Source organism: Bacillus sp. 03113, assembly GCF_006546985.1.
Lineage (GTDB): Bacteria > Bacillota > Bacilli > Bacillales > Cytobacillaceae > VATK01.
On record NZ_VATK01000005.1, the window covers coordinates 201378 to 220262 of the forward strand.

Consider the following 18885-nt stretch of genomic DNA (forward strand, 5'->3'; position numbering starts at 1 on the left):
AGATGAAAAATTTGAGGATATTAATTGTTGACGATCACCCGATGTTTTGTCACGGTGTCAAAACATTGCTTGAAAGTAAACTAGGATTTGAAGTTGTAGGAGAAGCAACAAATGGTGAAGAAGCTGTTAAACTTGCTAAAACTCTTCAACCTGATGTGGTATTAATGGACATCAGAATGCCAGGACTAAATGGCATTGAAGCCACTCGTCAGATTACTAGCCTACAATTAAACATAAAAGTTTTAATCGTCACCATGTTTGAAGATGATTCTTCTGTCTTTACTGCTATGAGAGTCGGAGCGAGGGGTTATATTTTAAAAGATGCCGATCGGGATGAGATATTAAGAGCCATTCGAGCGGTAGGTGAAGGAGAAGCCATTTTCAGCCCTGAAATTGCCTCAAGACTCATTGAGTATTTTTCAACCGCTAATCCTGCAACAAGGGAAGAAGCTTTTCCCGATTTATCTGCTAGAGAGCGTGAAGTATTATATATGATAGCTGACGGTGCGAATAATGTTAAGATTGCTGAGAGCTTAAACTTGAGTAAAAAGACGGTGGCTAATTATATAACTGTTATTATGAATAAGCTTCAGGTTCAGGATCGGGATGAAGCGATTCGGTTGGCACGAGAGGCTAGGAGGTTGTAATGATTTCATACAACTCTCCTGCCTCTCTTTTGATACAATGCGTATTTTTTTATTTCAAAAATTAAAAAGGGTGAAATTTCAAATAATTTGGCGGGGTATTTAAGAATAAATAATTTGAAAATTAAATAAACATTCATAAATTCAATGGTTAAATATGGATTAATCTGTTAAAATAAGTTAAATTATTAAAAAGGGCGGAGAATTATGTTTAATGCCAGTTATGAAAAAGACCAAATTTTAAAATATTATAATGATGGAGCTGAAATAGGTAGATTATACAGAGGGATCGGAAAAATTGAGTTCGAGAGAACAAAAGAAATAGTATTAAGGTATATAACAGATGAGAGAAAAGTGATATATGATATTGGAGGAGGAATAGGTGTCTATTCAAACTGGCTTGCAAATCTGGGGCATGAAGTTCATATGTTTGAACTAGCACCAAATGCCGTTCAATACGCAAAAGATGTAAATAACAGGAATAATCAAACAATATATAAAATAGAAGTTGCTGATGCAAGGGATATTAACAGACCAGACGAGAGTGCGGATGTAGTGCTCTTAATGGGGCCTTTATATCATTTGACAGAAAAAGAGGAAAGAATTAAATCCTTAATGGAAGCGTCCAGAATCCTTAAAAAAGATGGTTTTTTAATCGTTTCTGCTATTTCTAGATTTGGTTCTACTCTTTGGGGGCTGTCCGTTTTTGGGCAAAATAACGAGTATATAAATGAAGCTGATTTTATGAAAATGCTTGAAAGAGAATTAACCGATGGTCAACATATAAGACCAAATAATAAAAAATACGATATTCACATTCCGCGGGCTTTTTTTCATACTCCGAATGAATTGAAGGAAGAAATAGAATTAGCAGGCTTTTATCACGAAAAAACAATAGCCGTTGAAGGTCCCGTATGGATTGTTCCAACTTTTGAAGAAAAATGGGAACAAGAAGTAAGTAAAAGAAATTTATTAAAAATAAGCAGACTGGTAGAAGAACAAGAAAGCTTAATGGGGGTGAGCCCTCATATGCTGGCGATATGTAGGAAATAAATTTACTCTTTTCATGCAAATAGTATATTTTTTGAATAAATAGAACGATAAAAATAAAAGACAATCACATATCAGACATGACTTAAATGTGATTATCTTTTTAATATGGGATTCCATCGACAAGATTCGGACAACGATACGTATGCTAAGAAACAAGACAGTCTGGGTCTTTAGGTTGACAAACATCCGATAAAGGCGAAGTCGATGTATCTCTTTAGTACTATTTAATTTGCCTTTAACTTGTAAAATTCACCTCTTACTGTCTGTGTATCATAGATAATTGTTAGTTGTTCAAATTTATTTTCATTTGTTGTCTGGAATATATCCACACACTCAAATGATACTAAGGTCCCATCCTTCATTGTCCAATCATAACGGAAATGTCCGGCACATACGTTTTCGTTTTCATTACTAGGAAATGTATTCAGTAATGTGATTTGAGATTGGCTTGTATCACTAAACAATTCTTTATAAAAGTGATTTGCGGAAACTTTTCCATATAAAGGTGATACAACGATAGCCTGTTCATCAAAAAGTGATAACATTTCATCAAGATTTCCTTGCTCTAAGGCATGTAAGTATTGTTCAATCAATTCTTTTGTACTCATTTCATCTAACTCCTTATTATTTTCTTAATCCGTTCCAAAAGATTTCCCAAGATACAGGGAACTTTTGTTCAAACCGCTCAATACCACCGTAAAGTAATGCTACAAATAGCCCATCCAGTAGGGTCATAAAAGCTAGAGTTCCTTCGCTAGCTTTATGCGAAAACTTGGTGGTGTTTAAAAATGACTGCTTTACCATATTTTCAAGTCCTAAGAAGTATAGATTGAAACTTGTAACAACCTCTTCTTTTAAATGTAAAGGTGGCATGAAAGCCATACGAAGTACAAATTTCATATTTCCTTCCTCGTTTCGAAGAAACCGCTCTTTCAAATACAACACCATTATTTTCAGATGCTCTTGCAAGTCAGGATGAGAATGGGTAAAAAACTGATTTAAAAATTGAGTCTCTTTTTCGATAACTTGATTCATAATCGCAAGGAAAAGATCATCTTTATTTTTGAAATGGGAATAAATAGATTGCTTTTTTATGCCCACTTCTTCTGCAATATCTGAAAGAGAAGTTCCTTCATAGCCCTTTTCAACAAAGTGCAATAACGCCGCTTGTTTGATTTGGTTAATTTTCATTTCGTCACCTCCCTGACGAACGTTCGTCAGTTTGATTATATATAAAAATCTAAAGAATGGCAAGGGTATTAAAGAAATGCCTACCTAGGTATAACATATACATGGTAGGTTTCCTTGCGGATATTTTAAGATATTAGATTTGTTGTTTGCTAAGAGATTATGTGAAATGTATAAAAAGAAAATTTGTTTTATGGTTGAAAGATTAAAAGAGAACTTTAGGACGTTTTTTGTTTAGTGATGTGGAAGACTATCAGCCTCTCGAAAGAAAATTACTTCAAAAAAATATAAGAACGAAAGGGTATCATATTATGTTCTTTATTAGTAGAAACAACTCATACAAAGTAAGATGAAAATTCATATGAAAACCCAATTGTTATAAGGGAAAGCATTAAGACCTAGGCGGTGGTTGGCTATAGTGATCCAGATTATAGAACCCATTTTTATAACTCCAAATGATAAATAAACATCTCACCTTTTTTCCCCATAGCTCGTATTCCCTTGTCTATAAACCCGCATTTTTGATAAACATGCTGGGCGGCCTTATTCCTTGCATTTACAGCTAGAATGATTTCGTTTTTGTCTGGAAAGTGTTCTCTTACAAATGAGGGGAGCAATTTTAATGACTTCGTAGCAATCCCTTTCCCTTGAAAGAGAGTATTAATAGAGTAAGCTCTTAATAAAATTGCTTTTCGATTGTGATAATATTCTTTTACTCCTTCCCAGCCGTGAAGGATAAAAAATCCTGCAATTTCATCGTTTATAAGTATTACAAATGGATAGCGATCATTGTCTGCTTCACAATCTGCAATGGCTGCTAATGGTAGTGAAGTATATTGTACTTGTTCTAGAGGTAAGAAATAATTTTTTAGAAGCAGCTTATGTTCTGGTCGATAAAAATCTATTTTGATTTTAGACTCAAAAGTTTTTATATCCAACATTTATGTATTTTCACCTCATACTCTCATCGATATGATTTTTATCCTTAGTTCTTTATTGTCCTTTTTTCAATAGACTCCTACATATAAAAGTTGGTATTTTCTATTCTATCAAAAGAATTAGAATATTCAATTCTTATGAAAAAATAAACTATTTTATTATATTAAATTTTTGCAAATAAAGCTATTCTTCAGAAAAGTAGAACTTTGTCGTATATTGTCCGAAATCTATTGTATTACAAAGTGGTTGTGTTAAAATACGACTTGTTGTATAGAAATTCAACCAACTTTGCTTGTATCTTTTCTTTTATATTAGAAGAAACTAACTATATTTATATTATTGGAGGAAAATAAATGAAAAAAATAGTATCGATTTCTCTGATCGTTTGTTTCCTGTTTGGTGTGTTAACTGCATGTGGAACAAAAGATCAATCAGCAGATAAAAGTGATAAAAAAGTTTTAACAATGGGAACCTCAGCTGAGTATCCGCCATTTGAGTATGTAGATACCTCTAAAGGAGAAGATATCATTGGATTTGATATCGACTTAGCAAAAGCGATTGCTTCGAAGTTAGGCTATGAGGTTAAGGTTCAAGATATGGATTTTAACGGATTGATCCCAGCTTTAGAAGCAAAAAAAATCGATTTTGTTTTAGCAGGAATGACTCCAACTGAAAAACGAAAACAAAGTGTTGATTTCAGTGAAGTTTATTATACAGCTCATCATATGATCGTATCGAAAAAAGAGAGCAATATTAAAAGTGTTGAAGATCTGAATGGGAAAACGGTCGGTGTGCAATTAACCTCTATTCAAGAAGATAAAGCAAAAGAGCTTGCTAAATCCATCAATTTGAAAATTGAAAATCGCAACCGAATTCCTGAGTTAATTCAAGATATTAAAACAGGTCGTTTTGATGCAGCTATTATTGAAGATTTAGTCGCAAAAGGATTTTTAGAGAAAAATAAAGATCTTACTGGCGTTACGATTGCGGGATCTGAAGAGGAAGCAGGCTCTGCAATGGCTTTTCCTAAAGGCAGTAAGCTAACCGAAGATTTTAATAATGAATTAAAGAAAATGAAAGAAAACGGTGAGCTTGATAAGTTAATCGTTAAATGGTTTGGAAAATAATGAAATGTAAAGCGTTCAGCGGGAAATCCCCTGAGCGTTTTTGCCCATATGTAAATGAGTATTGAAAGAAAGGATTGAATATCGATATGAGTTTAGATTTTCAACCGATTATTCCAACGATTCCTTACATATTAAAAGGACTTGGAGTTACGCTAAAAATTGTTTCTTTAGCTGGGGTAATTGGTTTTATCTTTGGAATAATATTATCCATATTAAAAATTAGTCAGATCAAAGTTTTAACATTTTTGGCGGATGCTTATACGTCTATTTTTCGTGGAACTCCCCTTGTCTTGCAGCTGATGATCATTTATTACGGATTGCCACAAGTAATCGGTTATCAAATAGAACCAGCAACAGCGGCCATCCTCTCTTTTGGGCTAAATTCAGCTGCGTATATTTCTGAAATTATTCGAGCGGGTATTCTTGCGGTTGATAAAGGTCAAAGTGAAGCAGCAATGGCGCTTGGTGTTCCTTCCAGGTTCACAATGCTGGATATCATTTTACCTCAAGCATTAAAAAATATTTTGCCTGCTCTCTTAAATGAGTTTATTTCCTTAACGAAGGAATCAGCGATTGTAACAGTTATAGGAGTAACCGATGTAATGAGAAGAGCGTATATCGTAGGTGGAGACAAGTATTCTTATTTTGAACCTTTGCTTATCGCCGGGCTTGTTTATTATATACTCGTTTCTATCTTAACCCTTTTAGGAAAATCTCTTGAAAGGAGAATGAGAAAAAGTGATTAAAGTTGAAGAACTGTATAAATCATACGGTAAATTAGAAGTTTTAAATGGAATTAGTACTCAAATAAACGAAGGAGAGGTAGTTGCTATTATTGGCCCTTCGGGATCTGGTAAATCTACTTTTCTACGTTGTTTAAATTTATTAGAGGCACCAACCAAGGGAGTTATATATATTGGTAACACAGAAATAACCAATCCAAACACAAATATCATGAAAATCAGGCAGAATGTTGGCATGGTTTTTCAGCATTTTTATCTATTTCCTCATAAAACGGTATTGCAAAATATAACGTATGCACCGATAAAGGTGAAGAAAATGCCGAAAGCTGAAGCAGAAAAAATGGCAATGGAACTTCTTCAAAAAGTAGGCTTATCAGAAAAAGCAAAGCAATATCCGAATCGTTTATCTGGCGGACAAAAGCAGCGGGTCGCTATTGCAAGAGCATTAGCGATGGATCCAAAAGTAATGTTATTTGATGAACCAACTTCAGCTCTTGATCCGGAAATGGTAAAGGAAGTATTAGATGTTATGAAATCACTTGCCCATACTGGGATGACAATGGCCATTGTTACTCATGAAATGGGATTTGCGCGTGAGGTAGCGGATCGGGTGCTCTTCTTAGATGGGGGAAAGATCGTAGAGGATGCAAGTCCTGAATCATTTTTTTCTAATCCGAAAAGTGATAGGGCAAAAGAGTTCTTGGAAAAAATTCTGTAAAGTATTAGAAATTAGCATAATCTAGAAAACTTAGGACACCTTATCTTTAACTGACAGAAAAATTAGATCAATAACAGATGGTGTTCTTATGTTAAAATATTTTCTTTCTATGTTATTCGTCTTTACAATGTCACCCATTTGGCCTTTAGGTCCAAATCCAATCGAAGGCGACCCTTTTATTATTGTCAATAAACAACTTAATCAAGTGGCCTTTATTCATGAAAATAGAGTTCAAACGATTGTTAGTGTCGCAACGGGAAAAACAAAGGAAATGACACCTGAAGGACTTTTTACAGTGACCGTGAAGGCAATAAATCCTTATTATCGCAAAAAGAATATTCCAGGCGGTGACCCGAAAAATCCGTTAGGAACGAGATGGATTGGGTTTGATGCAGAAAGAACAGATGGAAGAATTTACGGTATCCATGGGACGAACAACCCAGCATCAATCGGAAGCTATGTATCACAAGGCTGTATTCGAATGCAAAATGAGGCTGTTGAGTCATTGTACGATTTAATCCCATTAGGTACAAAAATATTAATCATATCTTCTTCAGAAGCTTTTCAGGATTTAGGGAAGGAATATGGAGCGATTCAATAAATTGAGGATGAACCAATGAATAGTGATAATTGTTGATTGTAGAGGATGTCAAACATTTATATGGGACATCCTCATTCTTTTTTAAAAAAACATAGAAGCTCCAATAAGAAGCGTAGAGACAAGCATAATAAATATCATTAAATAAACGACGATTTTTTGTCCTTTTTTATTTTTCAATGTTTTCACTCCTTAAACAAATTGCACTCCTTTATTTTACTAAGAAAATGTCTTTTGAACAACCGATGACTGGCAAGAAAAAATGATATTTCCTTTCATTGAAGTTGAAATCATTGGAAGGTATACTGAAATAGTGAGGGAAAAATAGGAGGTCAATAGGATGATCAATCAAGAACGATTATTAAATGAATTTCTTGAGCTAGTCAAAATTGATTCTGAAACAAAATTTGAGCAAGAAATTTCCAAAGTATTGAAACAAAAGCTAACGGAATTAGGCTTAGACGTTTATGAAGATGATGCCGCTGTAAAAACAGGACACGGTGCTGGAAATTTAATATGCACTTTAGAAGGGACAGTTGAAGCTGATCCAATTTACTTTACATCGCATATGGATACGGTTGTTCCAGGGAAAAGTGTAAAGCCTGAAATAAAGGATGGTTATGTTGTAACCGATGGAACCACGATTCTAGGTGCGGATGATAAGGCAGGCCTTGCTGTCATTCTTGAATCGATAAAAGTATTAAAAGAGCAAAAACTTTCTCATGGTACGATTCAATTTATCATTACCGTTGGGGAGGAGTCAGGGCTTGTTGGTGCAAAAGCGCTTGATCCTGGTTTAGTTAAAGCGAAATACGGCTATGCGTTAGATAGTGATGGAAAAGTCGGTACTGTTGTGGTTGCTGCCCCAACTCAAGCGAAAATTAAAGCGACGCTCTTAGGCAAAACAGCTCATGCAGGAGTTGAACCAGAAAAAGGCATTTCTGCCATTACCATTGCTTCAAAAGCAATTTCAAGAATGCCGCTTGGACGTATTGACAAAGAGACGACAGCAAATATTGGCCGGTTTGAAGGAGGAAGTCAAACAAATATCGTTTGTGATCAAGTAGATATTTTAGCTGAGGCTCGATCACTTGTACCTGATAAAATGGAAAAACAGGTTCAAAAAATGAAAGAAGCCTTTGAAGGAGCAGCAAGTGAAATGGGTGGGCAAGCAAAGGTTGAAGTGGAGGTTGTCTATCCTGGATTTAAATTCTCTGAAAAAGATCAAGTTGTAGAGATTGCTCAAAAAGCATCAAAAAAAATTGGCCGAAGCTGTGAACTCATTCAAAGTGGGGGAGGCAGTGATGGAAATGTTATCTCTGGATTTGGAGTTCCTACGATTGTTCTAGGAGTAGGCTATGAAGGAATACATACGACAAATGAAAAAATGCCAATTGAAGAATTAAATAAACTGGCTGAAATGGTTTTAGCTATAATAGAGGAAGTAGTTCATTAATTTTTTTAAAAAAATAGCAAATGTAGAACTGGGGAAGGAAGCGATGTACGTTACTTCTTGTCCAATGAGGGGAGAGCGCAGATGGAAATGAATAAATTTGTTGTGTTTTCAATTGGAAATGCAGAATATGCTTTTCCGATTCGTTGGGTTGTTTCAATTGAAAAAGCTGAAAAGATTAACACGATTCCTCAATTACCACAATCGATTATGGGAATTGTAAAGGTACGTGAAACGCTCATTCCTGTTCTAGATTTTGAAAGCATTCTTTATCACAAAAGAATTGAAGTGAGTGATACAACAAAGCTAATTGTGATTCAAACAGATCAAGAAGCAATGAAAGCGAGCATTGCTGTTAATGAAGCGAAAGAGATTTTAGAAATTTCTTCAGAGCAAATTAATCAGGTAAGCTTGATCGTAAATATACAAACGCCATATATTTCCGGCATTGCTAATTTAGGTTCAAGACTTATTACAATCATTGATCCTTTAAAGCTTCTTACGTCATTAGAAGATATGAAGCAGATCGAAGAATATATACAAGAATATGTATAGAACAAAAGGTGTTCCATTAAGCAATAGACGATTGCCAATCTCAAAGTTTTGGGTGTGTCTGTTTCAAGTGGGACACTCTTTTTTTATGCTATAATAAAGTAAGGCATTTTTTTGTACAGTTTGTTCAAATGTGAACATATAGGATAAAAGCAACCGATTTCTGCTAAAAAGCGAGATTGAAAAAGGAAGTGTCGGCATGGATGAAATGTATCCAAAAAAAGGGCGAGTCATTTTACATGTTGATATGAATAGTTTTTTTGCGTCAGTTGAAATGGCTTATGATCCTTCCTTAAAGGGAAAGCCTTTAGCCATCGCCGGAGACGCATCTGAGCGGCGGGGGATCATTGTTACATGCAGCTATGAAGCACGTCGCTTCGGCGTGAAAACAACGATGCCATTATGGGAAGCAAAAAAGCTTTGTCCTCACCTCATAGTAAAAAAACCTAATTTTGAGCGTTATCGAGCTGCCTCTATAGGGATGTTTGAGATTCTTAGACAATATACAAAACTAGTTGAACCTGTTTCGATTGATGAAGGGTATGTAGATATTACAGAATGCAAGTCTTTTGGCTCACCTTTATATATAGCGAATACAATTCAAAAGAGAATTCTTGAACAACTTGATTTACCTTGTAGTATTGGAATTGCTCCAAACAAATTTTTAGCCAAAATGGCCTCAGATATGAAAAAACCAATGGGAATCACCGTTTTACGAAAAAGAGATATCTCTCAAGTCCTTTGGCCGTTGGATGTTGAAGAGATGCATGGGATCGGAAAGAAAACGGGAGAAAAATTAAGAGCAGCTCAAATCCGAACCATTGAGGATTTAGCAAAAACAAGTGAGTTTCAAATAAAAAGCTTGCTTGGAATCAATGGTTTAAAATTAAAGGAACGAGCAAATGGCGTTGATGCACGATTAGTTGATCCTGAAGCTGCACAAGAGTTTAAAAGCATTGGCCATTCTACAACCCTACCAAAAGACATAGCTAACCAAAAGGAGCTTCTTCAAGTATTAGAAGAGCTTGCTATAAAAGTGTCTGCTCGTTTAAAAAGAAAAAGAGTTTTTGCAACAGGGATCGGAATAGTGATTCGCTATAAGGATCGTAAAACTATTACAAGAAGTAAAAAGCTTGTAAATCCAATCCATCAAGAAGACGAGATTTTTTTGTATGGGAAAGAGCTTTTTATAAAGAATTGGAATGGGAATCCTGTTCGATTACTCGGAATTACTGGAACAGATGTAATGGATCATGATCATGCTGTGAAGCAGCTGGATCTTTTTTCATATGAAGGTGATGCAAAAAAAGAACCACTACTTCAAACGCTTGATCAGCTTCGAAAAAAATATGGTGAATTGATCATTGAAACTGCGGGCTCCCATTTAGATGCAAATAAAAATGATGTGAAAATTTCTTCCTCGGAAGCAAATGTTCAAAAAAATTTTCATGAATTCGACAATAATTGATGATAAACAAGTTAAAAAGAGTTAAAATAAATAATATAGATAGAAGTTTGATCAGTTGCATATGATTTAGAATCTTGATAAAGTAAAGTGGGCTCTTCTATCAATATAAAGTGGTAGTCGTTCAAATATAAGATATACAAGTTTAGAAAGGACGTAAAGCAAATGACGAAACAACAGTTTGGTGTTATTGGATTAGCGGTTATGGGGAAAAACCTTGCTATGAATATCGAGAGCAGAGGATATACTGTTTCTGTTTATAACCGTTCAAAAGAAAAAACAGAAGAAGTGTTAAGTGAAACAGAAGGTAAGAACATTGTAGGTACATATTCTATTGAAGAGTTTGTTGATTCATTAGAAAAACCTCGCAAAATTATGTTAATGGTTAAAGCGGGCGTTCCGACTGACGCAACAATTGAACAATTAAAACCTCATCTAGATAAAGGTGATATTCTAATTGATGGCGGAAATACATTCTTCGTTGATACACAGCGCCGTAACAAAGAATTAAGTGAGTTAGGCATTCACTTTATCGGAACAGGTGTATCGGGTGGTGAAGAAGGCGCATTAAAAGGTCCTTCTATCATGCCTGGTGGACAAAAAGAAGCATATGAGCTAGTTGCCCCTATTTTCAAGGATATCTCTGCTAAAGTAGATGAAGAGCCTTGTACAACATATATCGGTCCAGATGGTGCTGGCCATTATGTGAAAATGGTTCACAATGGTATCGAATATGGCGATATGCAATTAATTTCAGAAGCTTATTTTATCTTAAAGAACGTTTTAGGATTAAGCTCAGATGAGTTCCACGAAGTGTTTGCAGACTGGAATAAAGGTGAGCTTGACAGCTACTTAATCGAAATTACTGCTGATATCTTTACAAAGAAAGATGAAGAAACTGGAAAACCTTTAGTGGATCTTATTTTAGATACAGCTGGTCAAAAAGGAACTGGTAAATGGACGAGCCAAAGCGCATTAGATTTAGGCGTTCCACTTCCAATTATTACTGAATCTGTATTTGCTCGCTTTATTTCAGCGATGAAAGAAGAGCGTGTACATGCAAGCAAGCTTCTACAAGGACCTGCAGTGAAAGAATTCACAGGCGACAAAGGAGCTTTCATTGAATCTGTTCGCAAAGCTTTATACATGAGTAAAATTTGTTCATATGCGCAAGGTTTTGCACAAATGAGAGCAGCATCTGAAGAGTACAATTGGGATCTGCAATACGGTGAAATCGCGATGATCTTCCGTGGAGGATGTATCATTCGTGCGCAATTCCTACAAAAAATTAAAGATGCGTATGATCTTGACCCTGGCTTGAAAAACTTATTGCTTGATCCATACTTTAAAGAAATCGTAGAAAGCTACCAGGATGCACTTCGCAACATCATTGGAGTTGCTGTTCAAAATGGTATCCCTGTACCTTGCTTCTCTGCGGCATTATCTTACTTTGACAGCTACCGTACAGAAACATTACCTGCGAATCTTTTACAAGCACAAAGAGACTACTTCGGTGCTCACACATACCAACGTGTTGACAAAGAAGGCGTATTCCATACAAACTGGATGAAATAATCATAAGAAAAACAGCGTTCTATTTAAGAGCGCTGTTTTTTAATAGATGCTTTTTGAAGCCTTGTTTGAGCTTTCTGTAGCTATAAATGTAAAGGGGAGGATGAAATGTATATAAAGCTTCCAAAGGAAAATAAAGATCTTATTATCGATAATTTGAAAGTCTTTTTTTATAATGAACGGTCAGAAGAAATTGGTGATCTGGCAGCAGAAAATCTTCTTGATTTTGTGATTAAAAATATTGGTCCTTACTTTTATAACCAAGGTGTAAAAGACGCAAAAGAGGTGTGTGAGCAGAAAATGATGAGTTTAGAAGAGGATATACAGTCTCTAGAAAGACCTATTTTACACAGAAGAGATTAAAGTCCTTATGTAGCTGTGGTGGCTTTATAGAGAATATTTAATTATGACGTTCAACCGGTCGAACAGACCGGTCTTAATGATCTTATCCCGCATTAACGGGCAGTAAGACCCCCTCCTCAAAGTAATGAGTGTAAACGAGGTTTCCTAGGTGGGGGATAACTGCCCGTAAAAGCCCGATTGGTTCAACTAACAATCAGTGGGGGATGAAAAAAACCCCACTGATTGAAGTTTCACTTTATAATTCCATTGTCATAAACACGCTATTTGGGTCCTCTATGTAATCTGAAAACGGCTTGCAATATTGGAAACCTACATTTGCATATAACCTTCTAGCTGGTTCGAAAGCAGCCATTGAGCCTGTTTCTAAACTTAACCTAAGATAGCCGCGTCGTCTGGCTTCTTCGATTAAATGTTGAAGGAGTCGCTTTGCAACCCCCTTTCTCAGATGTAATGGCGAAGTTTTCATTGATTTGATTTCGCCATGTTGATCATCAAGTTCTTTAAGTGCGCCGCAGCCAACCAAATCTTCTCCTTCCCATGCACTCCAGAATGTAATTTCTGGTTTTCGCAATCCTTCTAAATCAAGTGCATGTATACTTTCTGGAGGAGAATGCTGTGCCATACTATGTAGATGATCCATCAACAATTCAGCTACTTCAGGACCAGTTAAATCATCTTTTTTTATCTCCATAAAAACCCTTTCCTTTCTCTCTATTTTTTTTATTACTAGTGGATTCAGTTTACTCCCATAACTTCATAATATTAGATTAATATTTATCCCCTAAATTTAAGGTTTCACAGTTTAACGGCTGTTGACATCGAAATAAGGTTGTTGCGAAATCTCCGGCTTCTTATTGTGCTCAAGCAGGTTTATTCAATTTGAATTTTATAATAAGGTTAATGTAAAATATTCCATAAGCCTTATGTTATAATAGTGTAAAATTATGTAATTGGATAGTGTTATGAAATAAAGTAAAGAGAAAGACTGTTGGGAAATTTCCTCAACAGTTTTACGATTGTTCATTAATCATAACTTGATAAAAGTGGACATCCTGCCATTTTCCAAACTTTAAGCCAACTTCTTTGAAACATCCTACATATTCGAAGCCGAACTTTTCATGAAGTTTTACACTAGCTTCATTGCCGCCAGTAATACCACCGATTACAGTGTGGTAACCTAGTTTGGCTGCACGCCCTAGAATCTCGTTCATCAAGGCACTTCCAATTCCTTGACCTTGATGTTTTGATGATATATACACTGACAATTCTGTTGAATAGGAATAGGCTGGCTTTTCCCTAAATTTACTCAAACAACTGTATCCTACAATAATTCCCTCCAGCTCAGCAACAATAAGTGGATAATTTCCACCGTATTTGTTAAACCATTTTTTACGTTCATCAAGAGTTTGTTCTTCTAAATCAAATGTAGCCGTAAGATTTCGGATAGCATCATTATAAATATCTAACATTGAAGGTAAATCACTAAGGATCGCATCTCTTATTTTTAGCATAAGGCTTCCACCTTTCTTAACAAGTATCATATTAATTTTACATGTAAAAGCGTTGCGGTTCATTATATTTGTAAGAAATTCCGTCAAACATTTTTGATATTTTGATTCAGAAAAAAAGGCAAGTTAGCACAAAGAAGATTAAAACACTGTGGGAAATCAGTAGACGTAGAACTAGTTATTGGAGTGGTTTGTTTGAAGAAAATTTATATTATAAGGCATTGTGAGGCTGAAGGACAGCCATCTGAAGCTCAGCTTACTGATATTGGTTTAAAACAAGCGATAGATTTATCTGGATTTTTTTCTGATATTAAAATTGACCGTATTATTTCAAGTCCATATAAGCGTGCTATTCAATCTATTCAGCCACTTGCAAAGCGATTAAATGTTGAGATAGAGGTTGATAGACAATTAACAGAACGTATACTAAGCACTAAAAATCTTCCTGATTGGTTTGAAAAACTAAGAGCAACATTTGAGGATACCAAACTGAAATTTGAAGGTGGAGAATCTAGCCAAGAGGCAATGAAACGAATTGTCAAAGTAGTTGAGAAAGTGTTTAACAGTGATATTGAAAATACAATCATTGTTACACATGGAAATTTATTGTCATTACTATTAAATTATATTAATAAAGATTTCGGATTTGATGATTGGCAAAATCTTAGTAACCCTGACGTATTTCTTTTAAAAAAAGAAAGTAATATAGTAACATATGAACGTTTATGGAAATGAATTGAGTAAAATAACATTTGAGCAGGAGGGATTTTTTATGGACTTATTTTTTATTTTCAATATGTTTAGAAATATAATTTCTACTTTTTTTCAAAATGGAATTTGGGTAATCGGCTTTTTTTATTTGTTAAATAAAACATTTGAAAGTGATAGACTTAAATGTTTTTCTAAATATGTTATAGGGATTGTTTTGGCATCATTATTTGTCCATTCAATACTAGTTAGCATATAGCTAAAGTAACGTGCTTTAACATTAGCTTAGAAGTCCCCTTCTTCAAGAATGTGAAATGCGTAGATCTGGTGTTCATAAGGATAAAAACCCAATGAAAGAACTTACTTCCAGCAATTACTGCTACTTTAAAAGACTTTCCTTCTTCACGCTTTCTATTCAAGTAACATTTATTAAAAAGTAAATTTATTCAATTTCATTATGTTAATATATTAATAACAAAACATAAAAATAAAGGGGAAATACATGTTTATACATAAAGTTGATGAAGAGCTTTCATTAAAGTTAATCGAATTAAAAGATGCAAATCGGCTTTTTGAGTTAACAAATCATTCAAGAGAATATTTAAGAGAATGGCTTCCTTGGTTGGATGTTACAACAAAAATTGAGGATACTATAGACTTTATTAAATTGTCATTAAAAGGTTACGCTGATAACCAAAGTTTAACCTCTGTTATCCTATATAATGGTGAAATTGTAGGAACGGCAGGATACCACAATATAAATTGGTCTCATAAGTATACATCAATCGGATATTGGCTGGACGAAAGATATCAAGGTAAAGGGATTATGACTAAAGTAGTGAAGACTTTGACTGATTATGCCATTAATGATTTAGAACTAAATCGAGTGGAAATTAGGGTGGCGTTAGAAAATAAAAAAAGTAGAGGGATTCCAGAAAGATTAGGGTTTGTGAATGAAGGAAGAATTAGACAAGCTGAATGGTTATATGACTATTATGTTGATCATGTTGTTTATGGAATGCTAGCTGATGAATGGAATAAATAGAAAATCTCTTATGGCTTAACGGTGGATTTAGGAAGGAATTCCCCAATTCTTATTTAGAAACCTTTATACAGTTTATAATAGAAAGCTCAATTCATCTCATAGGATAGGATTGAGCTTTTTTGCATTTTAACACTTTATAAGGAATTGAGGACTGATCAATTGAAGAAAACGCTTTTTCAATAGAGATGACCTTCCAAACTTCAATCAAGTACAACATAAAAAATATTAAGAAATTCTTAAGAATTATAATAATGGAATGTTAAGATTTTCCGTTTACTATTAAAATAATGAAAGATGATTGTTAGAAAGTAGGGGGAATAATGGATCAATATAGTGTACTCGTTGTAGATGACGAAAAAGAAATACGGGATGCTATTGAAATTTACTTAAAAAATGAAGGAGTTAAGGTGTTAAAAGCAAAGGATGGGATTGAAGCTCTAGAGATTTTAAATGAGAACCAAGTCCATCTCATCATTTTAGATATTATGATGCCCAAGCTTGATGGGATTTCCGCTACATATAAAATTCGCGAGGAGAAAAACATTCCTATCATTATTTTAAGTGCCAAAAGTGAGGACACTGATAAAATATTAGGCCTTCAGGTGGGAGCGGATGATTATGTCACAAAACCGTTCAATCCGATGGAACTTGTTGCTCGTATAAAATCCCAGCTTAGAAGGTATGTAACATTCGGTACATTTGAAGGAATACAAAAAGTGATTGACCTAAATGGTCTTACGTTAGATCAAGCGGCAAAAGAAGTGAAAGTTCATGGAGAGTCTGTGAAACTGACGCCAATTGAGTATAAAATTGTTGACTTGCTTATGACAAATGCAGGCAGGGTGTTCTCGATCAACGAAATCTACGAAAGAGTATGGAAAGAGCATGGCTATAACGCAGAGAACACAGTCGCGGTTCATATTCGAAAAATACGTGAAAAAATTGAAATTGACGCAAAAAATCCAAGATATTTAAAGGTGGTATGGGGAATTGGATACAAAATGGAAAAATAAAACCATCTTTGTTGTGTGGACTATATTGTTTACTTTTGGAATAAGCGGGCTCTTATCTCTTTTTACTCATGGCAGTTATTATGCTCATCAAGACTATTTCCACACGCCTGAATTTCAAAGCGAGCTCGATCAATTCGCCTCCTATATAACCATGTTTGAAATTAATAGTCTAACATTGGAGGAAGCGAAAAAATCAATAACGGTTACAGATGAAGACATTAAGGAGCATCGTTATCGGTATGGAGGTCTGTCAGCGCAGGTTGCAAATATAAAAGCTCAGTATGAAGACCGAATCAAGGGTGCTCTGGATTCGGGAAATAAAGAGGCAGAGGCAGCCTTTTTAGCCGAAAGAGACTCGAAAATAGATGATATTACGAAAAATTTTCAAAGTGATGAGTATGTCAGACCAAAGGTTGTAAAAGAAAAAGAAAAAAGAATGGAAGATTACTATAAGGTGCGGGAACAGTATCGCGCTGATTATTCGAGATACAAAAAAGCATTCCGTTTTTATTTTGAAAATAGCGAAACCGGTGAAGTTTATACAAATTTATCGGAGGATGAAGCAGCAAAAAACAAAATAAACGAAAAAAACATGCTATTTGTAACAGATTATACATTGCCGAATTATTCAATAAGTATAACCGGATATGAAGAGGTAATCGATTCATTATTTTCAAAAACGACAGAAGAAATCGTAGGCCAGATTGCAGTTCCTAAAGCCTTATCATCATCCAACTCATTCATGATCACGTATAAAAGCTATAAGCAGGTTCAAGTCATATTATTGGTCTCTACTTTGGCAAGTATAATTGCTCTTATTTTATGTTTTTATCTGGCAAAAAAATCGAAATTTATTCCTGCTGAATTTGAAAAATGGAGACATTATTATAACAAGCTTCCAATAGACTTAAGAGTACTCTTTGTCATCCTAACAAGCATTGGAGCCATAATCTCTATTTATATTGTATCTACCCAAATAGTATATGTAATTGATATTTCTTATGATGCTTTTGAATCGTGTATCCTTTTGATTATTTCATCCTGTCTTTGGGGCTTAACTTTTATACAGGGAAAATTCCTTACTTCTGAAGCAAAGGATTGGAAAAATGCAAAAAAAGAATGGGAAGAGGCTATTATAAATAGAGCCATTCACAGCCTTAAAGAAGCTTTTTTGAATCGAAGAACAGGCACGCAGCTGTTTCTTGTTTTGATCACGGTATTTGGGCTGGGATTAGCCGCCACGATGAGTATCTTTGATCCCATTTTTCAATTTTTTTATTTGATTTTGCTTGCAATTGTAGGACTTCCAATTTTGATCATCTTGGTCAAGAACATCGGGTATTTTAACCGAATCCTTGAAAAAACGAATGAACTGTCTGTTGGAAATTTAGGACAGGATCTGCCGGTTTCAGGGAAGTCTGTACTGGCAACGCTTGCTGGAAATATTAACATATTAAAACAAGGAGTAAAAGCGTCGCAAAGCGAACAAGCAAAGAGCGAACGGCTCAAAACGGAGCTAATAACAAATGTAAGCCATGATTTGCGTACACCTTTAACCTCCATTATTACGTATACCGAATTGTTAAAAACGAAAGATTTATCAAGCGAAGATAAAGCTGCCTATCTAGAAATTATAGACCGGAAATCAAAGCGGTTAAAGGTATTAATTGATGATTTATTTGAAGTTTCGAAAATGGCAAGCGGTAATATTGAATTATCAAAAGATAAGGTAGATCTCGTTCAACTATTGCAACAGACACTTGCAGAACATGATAACACCATAAACGACTCTAGCTTGCAGTTTAGGGTAACAAATACCGAGAAGCCAGTTTATTCCCTTGTTGATGGAAAAAAGCTATGGCGGGTCTTTGATAACTTAATTGGAAATATTCTTAAGTATTCACTGGAGCATTCACGCGTTTATATAACAATATCGACAAAGAATGGCCAAGCGATGATTACGTTTAAGAATGTATCAAAATATGAGCTTAGTGAAAATAGTGATGAGCTATTCGAACGGTTCAAGCGCGGTGACGTGTCGCGCCATACGGAAGGGTCAGGCCTTGGACTTGCTATTGCGAAATCTATTGTAGACCTTCATGAAGGCAGGCTTGATATTGAGACGGATGGCGATTTATTTAAAGTTTGTATTTCTCTAACCCTTGAGGAATAACTGAGCGGTTTTATTTTAAATGA

Annotated in this window: 21 protein-coding genes; 15 read left to right on the forward strand and 6 right to left on the reverse strand. The window is 35.0% G+C overall.

The annotated features are described in order from the left end of the window. The first annotated feature begins 2 nt into the window (after nt 1–2). Together FDO66_RS06360 and FDO66_RS06365 are read left to right on the forward strand one after the other, a co-directional pair. Complete coding sequence (locus tag FDO66_RS06360; protein WP_141431755.1) at nt 3–647, forward strand: response regulator transcription factor; 645 nt, start codon at nt 3–5, stop codon at nt 645–647. 204 nt (nt 648–851) lie between these two features. Next, nucleotides 852–1697, forward strand: coding sequence for a class I SAM-dependent methyltransferase (locus FDO66_RS06365; RefSeq protein ID WP_141431757.1), 846 nt, complete (start codon nt 852–854; stop codon nt 1695–1697). A 224-nt stretch (nt 1698–1921) separates the two neighbouring features. Here the strand turns inward: FDO66_RS06365 and FDO66_RS06370 are convergent, their stop codons facing one another. The 3 genes from FDO66_RS06370 to FDO66_RS06380 all read right to left on the reverse strand — a co-directional run bounded on the left by FDO66_RS06370 (nt 1922) and on the right by FDO66_RS06380 (nt 3826). Continuing rightward, nucleotides 1922–2305, reverse strand: a complete 384-nt coding sequence (locus FDO66_RS06370; RefSeq protein ID WP_141431759.1) for a nuclear transport factor 2 family protein — start codon at nt 2303–2305, stop codon at nt 1922–1924. 16 nt (nt 2306–2321) lie between these two features. Then, nucleotides 2322–2888 carry a TetR/AcrR family transcriptional regulator gene (locus FDO66_RS06375; RefSeq protein WP_141431761.1) on the reverse strand — a complete coding sequence of 189 codons (567 nt, stop codon included), beginning with the start codon at nt 2886–2888 and terminating at the stop codon, nt 2322–2324. 440 nt (nt 2889–3328) lie between these two features. After that, complete coding sequence (locus FDO66_RS06380; RefSeq protein WP_141431763.1) at nt 3329–3826, reverse strand: GNAT family N-acetyltransferase; 498 nt, start codon at nt 3824–3826, stop codon at nt 3329–3331. 351 nt (nt 3827–4177) lie between these two features. Here FDO66_RS06380 and FDO66_RS06385 point away from each other — a divergent pair, with 351 nt between their 5' ends. From FDO66_RS06385 to FDO66_RS06400, 4 genes are all read left to right on the forward strand, one after another. Next, nucleotides 4178–4951 (forward strand): transporter substrate-binding domain-containing protein, encoded by a 774-nt coding sequence (locus FDO66_RS06385; RefSeq protein ID WP_141431765.1) that lies wholly within the window; start codon nt 4178–4180, stop codon nt 4949–4951. 86 nt (nt 4952–5037) lie between these two features. Beyond that, on the forward strand, nt 5038–5697 hold the full coding sequence (locus tag FDO66_RS06390; protein ID WP_141431767.1) for an amino acid ABC transporter permease: 660 nt from the start codon (nt 5038–5040) through the stop codon (nt 5695–5697). Further along, complete coding sequence (locus FDO66_RS06395; RefSeq protein WP_141431769.1) at nt 5690–6412, forward strand: amino acid ABC transporter ATP-binding protein; 723 nt, start codon at nt 5690–5692, stop codon at nt 6410–6412. The genes FDO66_RS06390 and FDO66_RS06395 overlap by 8 nt, the downstream gene beginning before the upstream one ends. Before the next feature lie 127 nt (nt 6413–6539). Continuing rightward, nucleotides 6540–7013, forward strand: a complete 474-nt coding sequence (locus tag FDO66_RS06400; protein ID WP_395939752.1) for a L,D-transpeptidase — start codon at nt 6540–6542, stop codon at nt 7011–7013. Nucleotides 7014–7094: 81 nt separating this feature from the next. On the opposite strand, the gene prli42 is transcribed toward FDO66_RS06400, so the two are convergent. Next, entirely contained in the window at nt 7095–7199 is a 105-nt protein-coding gene (gene prli42 / locus FDO66_RS20740; RefSeq protein ID WP_258535630.1) for a stressosome-associated protein Prli42, read from the reverse strand. A gap of 151 nt (nt 7200–7350) precedes the next feature. Here prli42 and FDO66_RS06405 point away from each other — a divergent pair, with 151 nt between their 5' ends. The 5 genes from FDO66_RS06405 to FDO66_RS06425 all read left to right on the forward strand — a co-directional run bounded on the left by FDO66_RS06405 (nt 7351) and on the right by FDO66_RS06425 (nt 12415). Next, nucleotides 7351–8466 (forward strand): tripeptidase T, encoded by a 1116-nt coding sequence (locus FDO66_RS06405; protein ID WP_141431773.1) that lies wholly within the window; start codon nt 7351–7353, stop codon nt 8464–8466. A gap of 81 nt (nt 8467–8547) precedes the next feature. After that, a complete protein-coding gene (locus FDO66_RS06410) occupies nt 8548–9018 on the forward strand; it encodes a chemotaxis protein CheW (RefSeq protein WP_141431775.1) in 471 nt (156 codons plus the stop codon). Between the two features lie 196 nt (nt 9019–9214). After that, nucleotides 9215–10483: a DNA polymerase IV gene (locus tag FDO66_RS06415; RefSeq protein WP_141431777.1), complete on the forward strand. Its 1269-nt coding sequence runs from the start codon at nt 9215–9217 to the stop codon at nt 10481–10483. A gap of 162 nt (nt 10484–10645) precedes the next feature. Continuing rightward, a complete protein-coding gene (gndA, locus tag FDO66_RS06420; protein WP_141431779.1) occupies nt 10646–12055 on the forward strand; it encodes an NADP-dependent phosphogluconate dehydrogenase in 1410 nt (469 codons plus the stop codon). Nucleotides 12056–12160: 105 nt separating this feature from the next. Then, nucleotides 12161–12415 (forward strand): DUF2164 domain-containing protein, encoded by a 255-nt coding sequence (locus tag FDO66_RS06425; protein WP_141431781.1) that lies wholly within the window; start codon nt 12161–12163, stop codon nt 12413–12415. A gap of 235 nt (nt 12416–12650) precedes the next feature. Here FDO66_RS06425 and FDO66_RS06430 read toward each other — a convergent pair whose 3' ends face one another. Together FDO66_RS06430 and FDO66_RS06435 are read right to left on the reverse strand one after the other, a co-directional pair. Further along, complete coding sequence (locus FDO66_RS06430) at nt 12651–13106, reverse strand: GNAT family N-acetyltransferase (RefSeq protein ID WP_141431783.1); 456 nt, start codon at nt 13104–13106, stop codon at nt 12651–12653. A gap of 319 nt (nt 13107–13425) precedes the next feature. Further along, nucleotides 13426–13926 carry a GNAT family N-acetyltransferase gene (locus tag FDO66_RS06435; protein WP_141431785.1) on the reverse strand — a complete coding sequence of 167 codons (501 nt, stop codon included), beginning with the start codon at nt 13924–13926 and terminating at the stop codon, nt 13426–13428. 183 nt (nt 13927–14109) lie between these two features. On the opposite strand from FDO66_RS06435, the gene FDO66_RS06440 reads away from it, so the two are divergent. The 4 genes from FDO66_RS06440 to FDO66_RS06460 all read left to right on the forward strand — a co-directional run bounded on the left by FDO66_RS06440 (nt 14110) and on the right by FDO66_RS06460 (nt 18862). After that, nucleotides 14110–14658: a histidine phosphatase family protein gene (locus tag FDO66_RS06440; RefSeq protein ID WP_395939753.1), complete on the forward strand. Its 549-nt coding sequence runs from the start codon at nt 14110–14112 to the stop codon at nt 14656–14658. Between the two features lie 475 nt (nt 14659–15133). Beyond that, on the forward strand, nt 15134–15676 hold the full coding sequence (locus tag FDO66_RS06450; RefSeq protein WP_141431791.1) for a GNAT family N-acetyltransferase: 543 nt from the start codon (nt 15134–15136) through the stop codon (nt 15674–15676). A 320-nt stretch (nt 15677–15996) separates the two neighbouring features. Further along, a complete protein-coding gene (locus FDO66_RS06455; RefSeq protein WP_141431793.1) occupies nt 15997–16689 on the forward strand; it encodes a response regulator transcription factor in 693 nt (230 codons plus the stop codon). Further along, the gene (locus tag FDO66_RS06460) at nt 16667–18862 is read left to right on the forward strand and encodes a sensor histidine kinase (RefSeq protein ID WP_141431795.1); all 2196 of its coding nucleotides are present in this window, start codon (nt 16667–16669) and stop codon (nt 18860–18862) included. The genes FDO66_RS06455 and FDO66_RS06460 overlap by 23 nt, the downstream gene beginning before the upstream one ends. Nucleotides 18863–18885 lie beyond the last annotated feature (23 nt).